The organism is Pseudomonas sp. FSL W7-0098 (assembly GCF_005930585.1).
GTDB classification, from domain to species: Bacteria; Pseudomonadota; Gammaproteobacteria; order Pseudomonadales; family Pseudomonadaceae; genus Aquipseudomonas; species Aquipseudomonas bubulae.
This window is the reverse complement of the sequence record NZ_RXHW01000004.1, coordinates 103,549-117,189: the sequence shown is the minus strand read 5'-3', so window position 1 is coordinate 117,189 and position 13,641 is coordinate 103,549. Positions and strand designations below refer to the sequence as shown.

Annotated in this window: 11 protein-coding genes; 4 read left to right on the top strand and 7 right to left on the bottom strand. The window is 60.2% G+C overall.

Annotation, left to right across the window (positions count from 1 at the left end; translation table 11 throughout):
- Positions 1-26: 26 nt before the first annotated feature.
- Together FHL07_RS08630 and FHL07_RS08625 are read right to left on the bottom strand one after the other, a co-directional pair.
- Positions 27-1,391: a GTPase/DUF3482 domain-containing protein gene (locus tag FHL07_RS08630; RefSeq protein ID WP_094999781.1), complete on the bottom strand. Its 1,365-nt coding sequence runs from the start codon at positions 1,389-1,391 to the stop codon at positions 27-29.
- The gene (locus tag FHL07_RS08625) at positions 1,384-2,766 is read right to left on the bottom strand and encodes a DUF2868 domain-containing protein (protein ID WP_138738380.1); all 1,383 of its coding nucleotides are present in this window, start codon (positions 2,764-2,766) and stop codon (positions 1,384-1,386) included. The genes FHL07_RS08630 and FHL07_RS08625 overlap by 8 nt, the downstream gene beginning before the upstream one ends.
- Positions 2,767-2,856: 90 nt before the next feature.
- Here FHL07_RS08625 and FHL07_RS08620 point away from each other — a divergent pair, with 90 nt between their 5' ends.
- Positions 2,857-3,369 carry a dihydrofolate reductase gene (locus FHL07_RS08620; RefSeq protein ID WP_138738379.1) on the top strand — a complete coding sequence of 171 codons (513 nt, stop codon included), beginning with the start codon at positions 2,857-2,859 and terminating at the stop codon, positions 3,367-3,369.
- Positions 3,370-3,490: 121 nt separating this feature from the next.
- Here FHL07_RS08620 and FHL07_RS08615 read toward each other — a convergent pair whose 3' ends face one another.
- Positions 3,491-4,882, bottom strand: a complete 1,392-nt coding sequence (locus FHL07_RS08615) for an L-cystine transporter (RefSeq protein ID WP_083369724.1) — start codon at positions 4,880-4,882, stop codon at positions 3,491-3,493.
- A gap of 219 nt (positions 4,883-5,101) precedes the next feature.
- Here FHL07_RS08615 and FHL07_RS08610 point away from each other — a divergent pair, with 219 nt between their 5' ends.
- A complete protein-coding gene (locus tag FHL07_RS08610) occupies positions 5,102-6,157 on the top strand; it encodes a phosphorylcholine phosphatase (protein ID WP_095017836.1) in 1,056 nt (351 codons plus the stop codon).
- Between the two features lie 211 nt (positions 6,158-6,368).
- Here FHL07_RS08610 and ilvD read toward each other — a convergent pair whose 3' ends face one another.
- Positions 6,369-8,216: a dihydroxy-acid dehydratase gene (ilvD, locus tag FHL07_RS08605; RefSeq protein ID WP_138738378.1), complete on the bottom strand. Its 1,848-nt coding sequence runs from the start codon at positions 8,214-8,216 to the stop codon at positions 6,369-6,371.
- A 381-nt stretch (positions 8,217-8,597) separates the two neighbouring features.
- Here ilvD and FHL07_RS08600 point away from each other — a divergent pair, with 381 nt between their 5' ends.
- Positions 8,598-10,289: a DUF4153 domain-containing protein gene (locus FHL07_RS08600; RefSeq protein ID WP_094999785.1), complete on the top strand. Its 1,692-nt coding sequence runs from the start codon at positions 8,598-8,600 to the stop codon at positions 10,287-10,289.
- A gap of 167 nt (positions 10,290-10,456) precedes the next feature.
- On the opposite strand, the gene FHL07_RS08595 is transcribed toward FHL07_RS08600, so the two are convergent.
- Positions 10,457-11,653 carry a class I SAM-dependent rRNA methyltransferase gene (locus FHL07_RS08595; protein ID WP_094999786.1) on the bottom strand — a complete coding sequence of 399 codons (1,197 nt, stop codon included), beginning with the start codon at positions 11,651-11,653 and terminating at the stop codon, positions 10,457-10,459.
- Between the two features lie 150 nt (positions 11,654-11,803).
- Between FHL07_RS08595 and mutM the strand changes: the two genes are divergently transcribed.
- Positions 11,804-12,616, top strand: a complete 813-nt coding sequence (mutM, locus tag FHL07_RS08590; RefSeq protein ID WP_095017834.1) for a bifunctional DNA-formamidopyrimidine glycosylase/DNA-(apurinic or apyrimidinic site) lyase — start codon at positions 11,804-11,806, stop codon at positions 12,614-12,616.
- Positions 12,617-12,746: 130 nt separating this feature from the next.
- On the opposite strand, the gene FHL07_RS08585 is transcribed toward mutM, so the two are convergent.
- Positions 12,747-12,998 (bottom strand): YfhL family 4Fe-4S dicluster ferredoxin, encoded by a 252-nt coding sequence (locus tag FHL07_RS08585; protein WP_016782613.1) that lies wholly within the window; start codon positions 12,996-12,998, stop codon positions 12,747-12,749.
- A gap of 99 nt (positions 12,999-13,097) precedes the next feature.
- Positions 13,098-13,580 (bottom strand): pantetheine-phosphate adenylyltransferase, encoded by a 483-nt coding sequence (coaD, locus tag FHL07_RS08580; protein ID WP_004419754.1) that lies wholly within the window; start codon positions 13,578-13,580, stop codon positions 13,098-13,100.
- Positions 13,581-13,641 lie beyond the last annotated feature (61 nt).

Below are 13,641 nucleotides of genomic sequence, written 5' to 3'. Positions count from 1 at the left end.
CGCTCCCACGGGGGGTAAGCCGGTACTTAGATCTGCCCGGCCAACAACTCAATCTGTTCCTGACGCTCAGCCTGGCTCAACTTCGGATGCGGGTTGAGCGACGACCATTGCGGGTGCGCCCGCGCCTTGTTCAGGGCTTCGGGCAGTTTGCCTTCGCGCCAGGTCTTGTCCTGCGGGGTGGCGACCTTGATGCTGTCCACCGCCGCATGCCCGCGAGCATTGAGAGCGTGCAGCAATTGCCGTTGGCGCAACGCCAGCAGGCGTAACACGCTGTCGTCCACGGTCAACTCGCGCTGGCCCTTGAACTTGCCCAGCAAGCGGCTGCCGTAGCTGCGCGCGGTTTGCAGCGCACCGCCGGCAATGGCCCCGGCCAGCGCCGCCGCGCCCAGCGTCAGGCCGCCCACCATCAAGTCCACGCCTGCCCCGGCCGCAGCCCCTGCGGCAATCCCGCTACCGACCCGCACGCCCAGATGCTTGAGCGTCTCGGGGTTGAACAAGTCATCGCCCCAGCGCCCGTCGAGCAGCGGCAAGTCGCTGGCCGCCGCATCGCTGGTGCGAAAACCGTACAGCTTGAGCATGGCTTCTACGCAGCGTTGCTCGCGTTGGCGAATCGTTTCGCGCAACTGCTGGGTAGCTTGTTGTTCGGCGGTTTTTTCGCTGGCCACGCTGCGTCGGCAAGCGGCGCAGTCGATCAGCAGTTCGGCAATCAGGCGCAGGGCGCTGTGCTTGCGGGCTTCACGCTGGGCCTCCTGGTCGGTAATCAGTCGTTGCAGCGCGCCCCGCGAATGCTCCAGCAGCAGCGCCAGGCTTTCATATAAACGGCGTTCGCCATCTTCGGGCGGGGCCACGCTGTCGAAGCGTACCAGTGCATGCAGGCCCAGACGGGCCAGGGCTTCGCGCCACTCGGGTTCGCGGTGCTGCGGGCTGCTGACAAAGTTGAGCACCGGCAGCAGCGGTTTGCCACAACTGGCCAGTACGCTGAGTTCGTCGCGGTACTTGGCCAGCACCGGCTCGCGGGCGTCGATCACATACAGCCCGGCGTCCGAGGCCAGCAGTTGGCGCAACACCTTGGCTTCCTGCTCAAAGCGCTGGCGCGCCTCGCTGCCTTCGAGAAAGCGCGCCACCCGCGCCGGCCCATCCAGGCGTTCGCCGGGGTGGTCGAGGCGCTCAAGGTAGTCGAGCAGGGCGATGGCATCTTCCAGCCCCGGCGTGTCGTACAGCTCCAGCAACGGCTCGCCGTCGACCGACAGCCGTGCGCCTTCGACATGGCGCGTGGTGCTGGGACGATGGGACACTTCACCAAAACCGACATCTCGGGTCAGGGTCCGCAGCAACGAGGTTTTGCCGACATTGGTATGGCCCACCACGGCCAGCGTCAGTGGCTTAGTCATGGCCTGTCTCCAGCCAGTTCAGGGGGGCGCTGGCGGCGAACGGTAAACCCAGTTTCTCCAGCGCCGTGTGCCAGTCGCCCAGGCGATCAGCGTCCAGTGCCTGGCCGGGGGGGGCTTGCAGTAGCCATATGCGGGTTTCGCGGGCACTGCGGGCCAGTTCGCCGATCAGCGCCAGGCTGCCACGGTCCGGCGAGCGTCGCGGGTCGCAGGCAATGGCCAGGCGCGCCGGGGGGAAACGGGTCATTTGTTCGAGCAGTTTTTGCCTGGATTCGCGGCTGTCGAGAATGCCCGCATCCTTGACCGTAGCCGGCAACGTGGGTGGCCAAGGGTGTTGATCGTCCAGCTCGATGGCCACGATCAAGGCGCCATCGGTGTGCAGGTCGCTGTGCCCGGCCTGCACGTTATGCAACTGCTCGGGGGCTATGTCATTTACGCCCAGGCGCTCGCTGCTGGGCATCAGACGCTCGCGCAGCTGGCTGTAACCGGGCAGATTAAGGTCAAGTTGCAGTGCGTTGCGCCCGGCATTCCAGCGCCACAGGCAGAATGCCGCCAGTAGCAGACGCGGAATCACCCCGTAAATAAGGACCACGCCCACCAGCCACACGGCCCATGCCTGACGCACCAGTTCATTGTCATAGAGGTTGGTGTCGTTGCTGATGCGGATCATCTCCACGGTGGGTACGCTCATGCCCAGCCAGTTGGGCAGGGCGCCAAGGGCGCGGGTGGCGGCGACAAACACATCGGCACCAAGAATCGTGGTTTCCCAGATAAACCCGTAACGGCGGGTGGCCATTAGCAGCAGCATCATCACCAACGCGCTGAGCATCGCCAGCAACCACAGGCCGTTGACCAGCGTGCCGAGTGCCCAGCGATTGAGCTTGCGCCGTTGCAGCAACAGCACCAGGGCGGGGGCCAGTTGTGCGGCCTTGGCGTCGCGGGCGAGTTTTTCGCTGAGCCACAGCCACAGGCGGCCGAGGCTGGCGCCGTGTTCACCGGCAAACAGCAGGCCCAGCGCCCAGCTCAACAGCAGGATCAAATTGAGGCCAAGCAGGCTGCCCAGCGCCCAGAACACATTGACCGGGGTTTGCCCGTTGCCCAGGGCGGCAAAGGCCAGCCCGGCGCCGCTGAGTACCGTCAGTACGGCCAATACCAGCAGCGCCAGCCGCGCACCTTGCAGCCAGTGCTGCATGGCGGCGAGCAAGCCATCCCGTTCCGCCAGCCACAGGGCACGGTTTTGCAGGCGTGTGGGCAGGTCGCCGGCGCTGGTGCGGGCGCGCCGATTGGCTTCAAGATCGTCCAGCGGGCCGGCGTGTTCTTCGCGCAGGCGCACGGTCTCGGTCAGCCAGAGGCGTTGTAATGGGGAAAGTTGATTCACAGGCCAGTCCATTCAAGTGAGCCATGAGCATAACCGCTGTTAGTCAGGCAGGGTACTGTCGGCGCGGGTGGCTCTGGTATCCTCGGCGCCATGAAAAAAACACTCCCCCTTAGCCTGATCGCGGCACTCGCTGAAAACCGCGTGATTGGCGTCGACAACAGCATGCCGTGGCATTTGCCAGCGGATTTCAAATATTTCAAGGCCACCACCCTGGGCAAGCCGATCATCATGGGGCGCAAGACCTGGGATTCGCTGGGCCGCCCGTTGCCGGGCCGGCTTAATCTGGTGGTCAGTCGTCAGGCCGGCTTGCAGCTTGAAGGTGCCGAGGTATTTGCATCCCTTGAGGCGGCTGTGGAGCGTGCCGAGGCGTGGGCAATCGAGCAAGGCGTCAGTGAAGTGATGCTGATTGGCGGCGCGCAGTTGTACACCCAGGGATTGGTGGATGCCGACCGGTTGTACCTGACGCGAGTGGGCCTGAGCCCGGAAGGCGATGCGTGGTTCCCTGAGTTCGATCAGGCGCAGTGGAAACGGGTATCAGAGGAATTGCACGAGGCTGCAGAGGGCAAGCCGGCGTTCAGTTTTGAGGTGTGGGAAAGGGCTTAGTTACAAAAAGCCCCTCACCCCAACCCTCTCCCGGAGGGAGAGGGGGCTGATCTGTGGTGTTACGCAAATCTGCTTTTGCCTTTAATCCCCTCTCCCTCCGGGAGAGGGTTAGGGCAAGCTTTTAGGCGTGCGCCAGATCACCATGATCGTCTTCAGCCAGGATGGCCTTGTCGGTCTGGTGCAGGATCTGGCTGGTGACGGTGCCTGCCACCATCGAACCGCTGACGTTCAGTGCCGTACGGCCCATGTCGATCAGGGGCTCGACCGAAATCAGCAATGCCACCAGCGACACCGGCAATCCCATGGCCGGCAACACGATCAGTGCAGCGAAGGTTGCACCACCGCCCACACCGGCCACGCCTACCGAACTCAAGGTCACGATGGCCACCAGCGATGCGATCCACACAGGGTCCAGCGGGTTGATGCCCACGGTCGGGGCAACCATCACCGCCAGCATGGCCGGGTACAGACCGGCACAGCCGTTCTGGCCAATGGTCGCGCCAAACGAAGCGGCAAAGCTGGCGATCGAAGACGGAATGCCCAGGCGTCGGGTTTGCGCTTCGATGCTCAACGGGATGCTGGCCGCGCTCGAACGGCTGGTGAAAGCAAAGGTCAGAACCGGCCATACCTTGCGGAAGAAGCGCAGCGGGTTAACCCCGGAAAACGACACGATCACGCCGTGAATCACAAACATCAGCGCCAGGGCGATGTAGGACACCACCACAAAGCTGCCGAGTTTGATGATGTCCTGCACGTTGGACATGGCGACCACTTTGGTCATCAAGGCCAGTACGCCGTAGGGGGTCAGTTTCATCACCAGGCGCACCAGGCGCATCACCCAGGCTTGCAGGGTATCGATGGCGCTGAGGATCTTGCCGCCTTTTTCCGGCTCGTCCTTGAACAGCTGCAACGCGGCGATGCCCAGGAATGCCGCGAAAATCACCACGCTGATGATCGAGGTCGGCTTGGCACGGGCCAGGTCGGCAAACGGGTTTTGCGGGATAAACGACAGCAGCAGTTGTGGCACGTTCAGGTCCGACACCTTGCCCGCGTAGTCGCTCTGGATCACTTGCAGGCGGCTCATTTCTGCAGCACCGGCCACCAGGCCATCGGCGGTGAGGCCGAACAGGTTGGTCAGGCCGATACCGATCAGTGCCGCGATCATGGTGGTAAACAGCAATGTGCCGATGGTCAGGAAGCTGATCTTGCCGAGGGACGAAGCGTTATGCAGACGGGCTACGGCGCTGAGGATCGAGGCGAATACCAGCGGTATCACGATCATTTGCAGCAATTGCACGTAGCCACTGCCGACCAGGTCGAACCAGCCAATGGAGGCTTTCAGTGTCGGGCTGTCTGTACCGTAGGTCAGGTGCAGGCACAGGCCGAAGACCACGCCTATAACCAGTGCCAGCAAGACTTTTTTCGCCAGGCTCCACGCAGTGTGGCGGGTCAGCGACAAGCCGAACAGCAACGCGAGGAACACCAGCAGATTGAGGATCAGCGGGAAATTCATGAAAGCTCCGAGGGGACGACTTGTACCAGTCTTGGATGTAACTATTGCGAACCGGAAATCGTAACAGGTTGATATATCTACAAATATACCGATGTGGAATGACAACCAAGGTTTTTGGAATAAGCAGGTGACGCAGACAGGACGATGATAGTCGTGCCCAAGCCAAAAACTGTCATACAGGTTTGTTAGCGTCTGTGCTTTTGACTAGGAGCATAGCTGATGAACCTGACCGCCAAGCTGACAGCGTTAACTCTGTGTATGGGGCTTGCGGGCCAGGTGTTGGCCACAGAACTCAAACACTGGCCCGCCGATCAGGCCAGGCAACTGGACGCCATGATTGCGGCCAACGCGAACAAGGGTAATTTCGCGGTCTTTGACATGGATAACACCAGCTACCGCAACGATCTGGAAGAAGCGCTGCTGCCGTTTATGGAAAACAAGGGCCTGATCACCCGTGACAGTCTCGACCCGTCGCTCAAACTGATCCCGTTCAAAGACACTGCCGAACATAAAGAAAGCCTGTTCAGTTACTACTATCGCTTGTGCGAAGTGGACGACATGGTGTGTTACCCGTGGGTGGCCCAGGTGTTTTCCGGCTTTACCCTGCAACAGCTCAAGGGTTACGTGGATGAGCTGATGGCCTCGGGCAAACCGGTGCCAGTGACTTACTTCGAGGGGGATGTGGTCAAGACCTCCGAGGTTCAGCCGCCCAAGGTGTTTACCGGACAGGTCGAACTGTTCAACAAACTGATGGAAAACGGCATTGAGGTCTATGTCATGACCGCGGCTTCGGAAGAGCTGGTGCGCATGGTCGCGGCCGATCCCAAGTACGGTTACAACGTCAAACCGCAAAACGTGATTGGCGTGAGTACGCTGCTCAAGGACCGCAAAACTGGTGAGCTGACCACTGCCCGCAAACAGATCAGCGCCGGTACATACAACGAGAAAGCCAACCTGGGGCTGGAGTTGACCCCTTATCTGTGGACTCCGGCGACATGGATGGCGGGCAAGCAGGCGGCGATCCTGACCTATATCGACCAGTGGAAAAAGCCGGTGCTGGTGGGCGGCGACACGCCGTCCAGTGATGGCTACATGCTATTTCACGGCGTGGACGTGGCCAAGGGCGGGGTGCACTTGTGGATCAACCGCAAAGACAAATACATGGCGCAACTGGAAGGCATGATGGCCAAGAATGCGGCGGCGCAAGCCAAAGAGGGGTTGCCGGTAACGGCGGATAAAAACTGGGTAATCGTCAAGCCGGACCAGATCCAGTAGTGACGTAGCAGCTGCCGAGGGACGAAGGCTGCGTTCGGCGACGTAGTCGTCGTAAAACCTGAGTCTTCAATATTTCTGATGTACCGAAGTGTCTGATTTCACGACGGCTTTGCCGCCGAACGCAGCCTCGTTCCTACGGCAACTGCTACAGAGTTGGTGTATGAACCAAAAATCCCGGCACATGGCCGGGATTTTTGTTCAACGTATTGGCTTATGGCACCAATTTGTCCAACAGCGCTTTATCACGCACCGCGCCCTTGTCGGCGCTGGTGGCCAGCAACGCGTAGGCCTTGAGGGCCGTGGTGACTTTGCGCGGACGCACTTCCACCGGCTTCCAGCCTTTCTTGTCTTGCTCGGCACGACGGGCTGCCATCTCTTCGTCGCTGATCAACAGGTTGATCGAACGGTTCGGGATGTCGATCAGCACTTTGTCGCCGTCCTGCACCAGGCCAATCGCGCCACCAGCGGCTGCTTCCGGTGAAGCATGACCGATGGACAGGCCCGAAGTACCGCCCGAGAAACGACCGTCGGTGAGCAGCGCACAGGCTTTGCCCAGGCATTTGGATTTCAGGTACGAGGTCGGGTAGAGCATCTCTTGCATGCCCGGGCCGCCTTTAGGGCCTTCGTAACGGATGATCACGATGTCGCCGGCCTGTACTTCGTCCGCCAGAATGCCGCGCACGGCGCTGTCCTGGCTTTCAAAGATCTTGGCGTTGCCTTCGAACACGTGGATCGACTCGTCGACGCCCGCGGTTTTAACCACGCAACCATCCAGAGCGATGTTGCCGTACAGCACGGCCAGGCCGCCTTCTTGCGAGTAGGCATGCTCGACACTGCGGATGCAGCCGTTTTCACGATCGTCGTCGAGGGTGTCCCAGCGGGTCGACTGGCTGAATGCAGTCTGCGTCGGAATACCGGCCGGGCCTGCACGGAAGAACGTGTGCACGGCTTCGTCGTCAGTCTGGGTGATGTCCCATTTGGCGATGCCTTCGGCCATGGTCTTGCTGTGTACGGTCGGCAAATCGGTGTGCAGCAGGCCGCCGCGGGCCAACGAGCCAAGGATGGAAAAAATACCACCGGCGCGGTGCACGTCTTCCATATGGTACTTCTGAATGTTCGGCGCCACTTTGCACAGCTGCGGCACATGACGTGAAAGGCGGTCGATGTCTTTAAGGTCGAAGTCGATTTCGGCTTCTTGGGCCGCAGCCAGCAAGTGCAGGATGGTGTTGGTCGAACCGCCCATGGCGATGTCCAGCGTCATGGCGTTTTCGAACGCCTTGAAGTTGGCGATATTGCGCGGCAATACCGACTCGTCGTTCTCGACGTAGTACTGGCGGCACAGATCAACGATGGTGCGGCCGGCTTGCAGGAACAATTGTTCGCGGTCGCTGTGGGTAGCCAGTGCCGAGCCGTTGCCCGGCAAGGCCAGGCCCAGGGCTTCGGTCAGGCAGTTCATAGAGTTGGCAGTGAACATGCCGGAGCACGAACCGCACGTCGGGCAAGCGCTGCGCTCGTACTCGGCAACCTTCTCGTCAGAAGCGCTGGAGTCGGCGGCGATCACCATGGCGTCTACCAGATCCAGACCGTGGCTGGCGAGCTTGGTCTTGCCTGCTTCCATCGGCCCGCCAGAAACGAAAATCACCGGGATGTTGAGGCGCAAGGAGGCCATCAGCATGCCAGGGGTGATCTTGTCGCAGTTGGAGATGCACACAATGGCGTCGGCGCAGTGGGCGTTGACCATGTATTCCACGGAGTCGGCGATGATCTCGCGGCTAGGCAGCGAGTACAGCATGCCGTCATGGCCCATGGCGATGCCGTCGTCGACGGCAATGGTGTTGAATTCTTTGGCAACGCCGCCTGCGCGCTCGATCTCGCGGGCTACCAGCTGGCCCATGTCCTTGAGGTGGACGTGGCCGGGTACGAACTGGGTGAAGGAGTTGGCAATGGCGATGATCGGCTTTTTAAAGTCGGCATCTTTCATCCCCGTGGCGCGCCACAAAGCGCGGGCACCGGCCATGTTGCGGCCATGGGTGGAGGTTTTCGAACGATAGTCAGGCATGGAGCAACTCCGGGCGGCTAATCAGGTAACAAACAGGGAAGTGAGCTTCTAATGACAGGCGGATCACACAGAAAATGACCACGTATCCGCGAGTTGCCGTAAACGCTGCGGGATCGCCGCGCGTCTGGGCTTGAGCTCATAAACCCGCCGGGGATGATTGGCGATGAATGCGTCGATTCTACACGGCTGGCGGCGGGAGGGAATGGGCCCGAGGGTTGCGCCAGGGTACAAATGAGCGACTTGGGATACTGCATGAGGCAATCAGCTCTAGTAAGGCCTGGCCTGCTTTTGTGTGGGAAAGAACTATTTTTAATAAGTGGCACGACCATTTAACGGCAATCAAGTAATAGTGTGCGATTGGTTTTGTAGTGAGGGTTCCAAATGCTGACGCTTGAGCGATCTGTCAAAACGTATCTGGTCATCGGCCTGGTGCAAGGGCTGTTGCTGTGGCTGAGCACCGCCATAGACGAGCCGGGAGTCCGTTATGGCCTGATGACGGCAGTGCTGGTGGGTGGCATCAACCTGTTGCTGCTGGATGAGAATATCCGCCAGCGTGGCACGGTATGGCGGGTGCTCGGACTCACGGCAGTCATGACGTCAATCAGTGCCTGGGTATTTTGGGACGGCGATGAGTATTGGCGCTCAGGCAGTTGGCTGGTGGGCAGCTGGACCTTCTTTGCCGTAGTCGTTACCTATGTGTGTACGGTTTTTATTCTGAGCTGGCCGACCCGTGAAGGGCGCTACCCACGCTACCAGGACCTGTTTCGCCATGCTTGGGACACGGTGTTTATCGTGCTTCTGGGGTTGCTGTTGAATGGCGTGTTCTGGGCATTGCTGCTGTTGTGGGGCGGGCTGTTCAAGATGCTCGGCATCGTGGCGCTCAACAAGCTGTTCTCAACTGACGGGTTTATGTATGTCAGTTCGGCGATGGTGTTTGCCCTGGGCGTTCATATGGGGCGTGAAAAGGACCGGGTGATCGGGCTGCTGCGCGGGATTCTGCTGGCGCTATGCCGCTTTTTGCTGCCGTTGAGTGCGTTGATTGTCATTGTGTTCACCTTCGCTTTGCCCTTTACCGGGCTGGAGCCGATCTGGGATACCGGTTATTCGACGCCGATCATGCTGTGGCTGGTGGCGGTCAGTTTGTTTTTGCTCAATGGCGTGTTTCAGGATGGCACCCAGGGCAGCGGGTACCCGGTCTGGCTGGTGCGGGTGATCGACCTGTGCCTGCTGTGTTTACCGGTGCTGGTGGTGTTGGCAGGGTATTCGACCTGGCTGCGTATCGAGCAGTACGGCCTGACCCCGTCACGGATCCTCGCCATGGTGCTGGTGCTGGTTATTTTTGTTCACAGCCTGGCGGCGGTTTGGGCCGTGTTTGCTTCAAGGGCCGTCTGGCTGGGCAGCTTGCGCGCCAGCAATCCGCTAATTGCGCTGCTGTGCGTGGTGGTGCTGCTGGGGTTGCATACGCCGTGGTTCAGCCCGCTCAAGTTGAGTGCGAACAATCAGGTGCAGCGCTTGCTCAGCGGCAAGACTGCGGTGGATACCTTTGATGCAGATACCTTGCGCAATCGTCTGGGGCCTCAGGGCAAGCAGGCGTATGACGCGTTGTTGGTGCAAGTCGAGCAAGGGCTGGTACTGACCGGGCCGCAGCGGCAAGTCTTGCTGAAACGCCTCAAGGAAGCAGGTTCGGGCAATGGCCCCAGAGGGTCGGAGCGGTTGCTGGAATGGATCGGGCCCAAGGTCGAGGGCAGTGAGCAGTTTGAGGACAAGGGGTTTGACGGGCAGTTGTGCCTGGCGCCAGGTTGCGCCCTGTGGGCCGTGGATCTGGATCAGGACGGGCAGCCGGAGGTCCTGCAATTACCCAAGAACAAGTGGTCCGAACCGTTGCACTTCTTCAAGCGTGATGCTCAGGGCAAATGGCGGCGAGCCGGCACTTACCTGGGGGATGAGAGTGCGCTGGAGCTGATCGAGAAGATCCGCCAGGGCAATGTGAAGGTGGTGAAGCCGACTTATCAATCGTTGCAGATTGGCGAGGTTGAGCTGACGCCGAAGCTGGAGAAGCTTCGCAAGCCTTGAGCCCCCCGTAGCAGCTGCCGAGGAACGAAGGCTGCGTTCGGCGGCGCAGCCGTCGTAAAACCTGAGCCCGCGGTTTAACTAACAGACCGGGAGTTCAGGTTTTACGATTGCTTCGCAATCGAACGCAGCCTCGTTCCTTCGGCAGCTACTACGAGGTGATGTGCGTCTTAGCTGTTAGGCAGCAAACGGCAGGTGATGCTCTTGATGTAGCGTGTTTCCGGGATGGCCGGGTGCACCGGGTGGTCCGGGCCCTGGCCGCCGCGCTCCAGCAGCTGCATGTTGCGGTCCAGATGGCGGGCGCTGGTCAGCAGGATGTTTTGCAGGTCGTCTTCGGGCAGGTGCATCGAGCACGATGCGCTGACCAGAATGCCGTCCTTGTTGAGCAGGCGCATGGCTTGCTCGTTCAGGCGGCGGTAAGCGCCTTCGCCATTTTTCAGGTCTTTTTTGCGTTTGATGAACGCCGGTGGGTCGGCCACGATCACGTCGAAACGCTCTTCGTTGGCTTTAAGCTCCTTGAGAGCTTCAAACACGTCGCCTTCCATGCAGGTGACTTTCTCGGCAAAGCCGTTCAGCGCAGCGTTGCGCTCAACACCGTCAAGGGCGAAGGACGAGGCGTCAACGCAGAACACTTCGCTGGCGCCAAACGCACCGGCTTGAATACCCCAGCCGCCGATGTAGCTGTACAGATCCAGTACGCGTTTACCTTTGACGTACGGGGCCAGACGCGCACGGTTCATGCGGTGGTCATAGAACCAGCCGGTTTTTTGCCCGGCGATCACCGGTGCTTCGAACTTCACGCCGTTTTCTTCCAGGGCAACCCACTCCGGTACCAGGCCGAAGACGGTTTCAACATAGCGTTCAAGGCCTTCGGCATCACGGGCAGCCGAGTCGTTCTTGAACAGGATGCCGCTTGGCTTGATGACTTGCACCAGGGCTGCGATCACGTCTTCTTTGTGGTGTTCCATTGTGGCCGAGGCCAGTTGAACCACCAGAATGTCGCCGAAACGGTCAACCACCAGGCCCGGCAACAAATCGGAGTCGCCGTAGACCAGGCGGTAGTAAGGCTTGTCGAACAGACGCTCACGCAGGGACAGGGCCACGTTCAGGCGGTGTACCAGCAGCGACTTGTCCAGTGGCAGCTTGATGTCGCGCGACAGCAGGCGTGCACAGATCAGGTTGTTGGGGCTCATGGCAACGATGCCCAGCGGCTTGCCGCCGGCGGTTTCGAGTACCGCTTGGTCGCCGGCCTTAAAACCGTTCAGTGGTGTGGCAGCTACATCGATTTCGTTGCTGTAGACCCACAGGTGGCCGGCGCGCAGGCGTCGATCGGCATTGGCTTTAAGGCGCAGGCTTGGCAGGGACATGACGTCGCTCCGGGTATTGAAAAGGGCGCGATTATAGCCTTAGACGCAACCCTGAGGCTTGGCTGATTCACCGCATTGCGTCGGATCACGGGCTCAGTGGCGCTGAAATTTCCGCTAGAATCGCCAGCTATTCCAGAGTGCGGAGCCCCCATGCCTGAATTACCTGAAGTCGAAACCACCCGCCGCGGCATAGCCCCGCACCTTGAAGGGCAGCGGGTCAGTCGGGTGATTGTGCGCGAGCGTCGTTTGCGCTGGCCGATCCCTGAGGATCTCGATGTGCGGTTGTCGGGGCAGCGTATTGTGCTGGTCGAGCGCCGGGCCAAGTATTTGCTGATCAATGCCGAGGTTGGGACATTGATCAGCCACTTGGGCATGTCGGGCAACCTGCGGCTGGTGGAGGCCGGGTTACCTGCGGCCAAGCATGAGCATGTGGATATCGAGCTGGAATCCGGGCTGGCCCTGCGTTATACCGACCCGCGCCGGTTCGGGGCGATGCTCTGGAGCCTTGACCCGCTGAACCATGAGCTGCTGGTGCGCCTGGGGCCGGAGCCGCTGACCGACCTGTTTGATGGTGAGCGGCTGTTTCAGCTGTCGCGCAAGCGTTCGATGGCGGTCAAACCCTTCATCATGGACAACGCGGTGGTGGTGGGGGTCGGCAATATTTATGCGACCGAAGCGCTGTTTGCCGCAGGTATTGACCCGCGTCGCGCTGCCGGGAGTATTTCCCGGGCACGCTATTTGAAGCTGGCGATTGAGATCAAGCGGATTCTGGCGGCCGCTATCGAGCGGGGCGGCACCACATTGCGCGACTTTATTGGTGGCGATGGCCAGCCCGGTTATTTTCAGCAGGAGCTGTTTGTATACGGGCGTGGTTATGAACCGTGCAAGATTTGCGGCACGGAACTGCGTGACGTCAAACTGGGTCAGCGTGCGAGCGTGTTTTGCCCGCGTTGCCAGACGTAGCCACCAGTCCTGCGCTGAACTCTTGTGGGAGCCGGCTTGCTCGCGATGCAACCACCTCGGTCGAACGGGTCGATCGCAGTGAATCTATCGCGAGCAAGCCCGCTCCCACACACATCGCATAGACGATGAATCAGGCCTTCCCGGTAATTGCCCGGTACTTTTCCATCAGCTGTTCTTCGGTTTCCGGGTGGGCTTCATCCAGCGGGATGCAGTCAACCGGGCACACCTGCTGGCATTGCGGCTCATCGTAATGGCCAACGCACTGGGTGCACAGGTTGGGGTCGATCACGTAGATCTCTTCACCCTGGGAAATGGCGGCGTTCGGACACTCGGGTTCGCAGACGTCGCAGTTAATGCAATCGTCGGTGATGATCAGGGACATGGGTACTCCGGCCGGGGCGCTCGGCCCGGGCAACTGAAATCGAATGCGCCAATTGTGCCGCATTGGCGCCCGCAGTGCACGCGGACGCCGCTTCAGTGGTTATTTCTTGCGAAAACGCTCGGTCAGGGCATCAGCCACGGCCGGGTGTACGAATTTGTTGATATCACCGCCTAATGCTGCGATTTCGCGCACCAACGTCGAGGATATAAACGAATAACGTTCTGACGGCGTGAGGAACAGGCTCTCGACATCGGGGGCCAGTTGGCGATTCATGTTCGCCAGCTGGAACTCGTATTCGAAGTCCGACACGGCACGCAGGCCACGCAGGAACACATTGGCATTCTGTTCTTTGGCAAAGTGCGCGAGCAGCGTCGAGAAACCGACCACCTCAACATTGGGCAGGTGTTTGGTGACTTCACGAGCCAGCTCCACCCGCTGTTCCAGAGGGAATAGCGGGTTTTTCTTGGTGCTGGCAGCGACAGCAATGATCACGTGGTCAAACAGGCGCGAAGCGCGTTCGACCAGATCGCCATGGCCCTTGGTAATAGGGTCGAATGTACCTGGGTACAACACTCGGTTCATCGCGTCGTCCTGGCGGGAATCCGTTGGGGAGTCGGATGGTATCGCAGCATTCCCGGTCGGC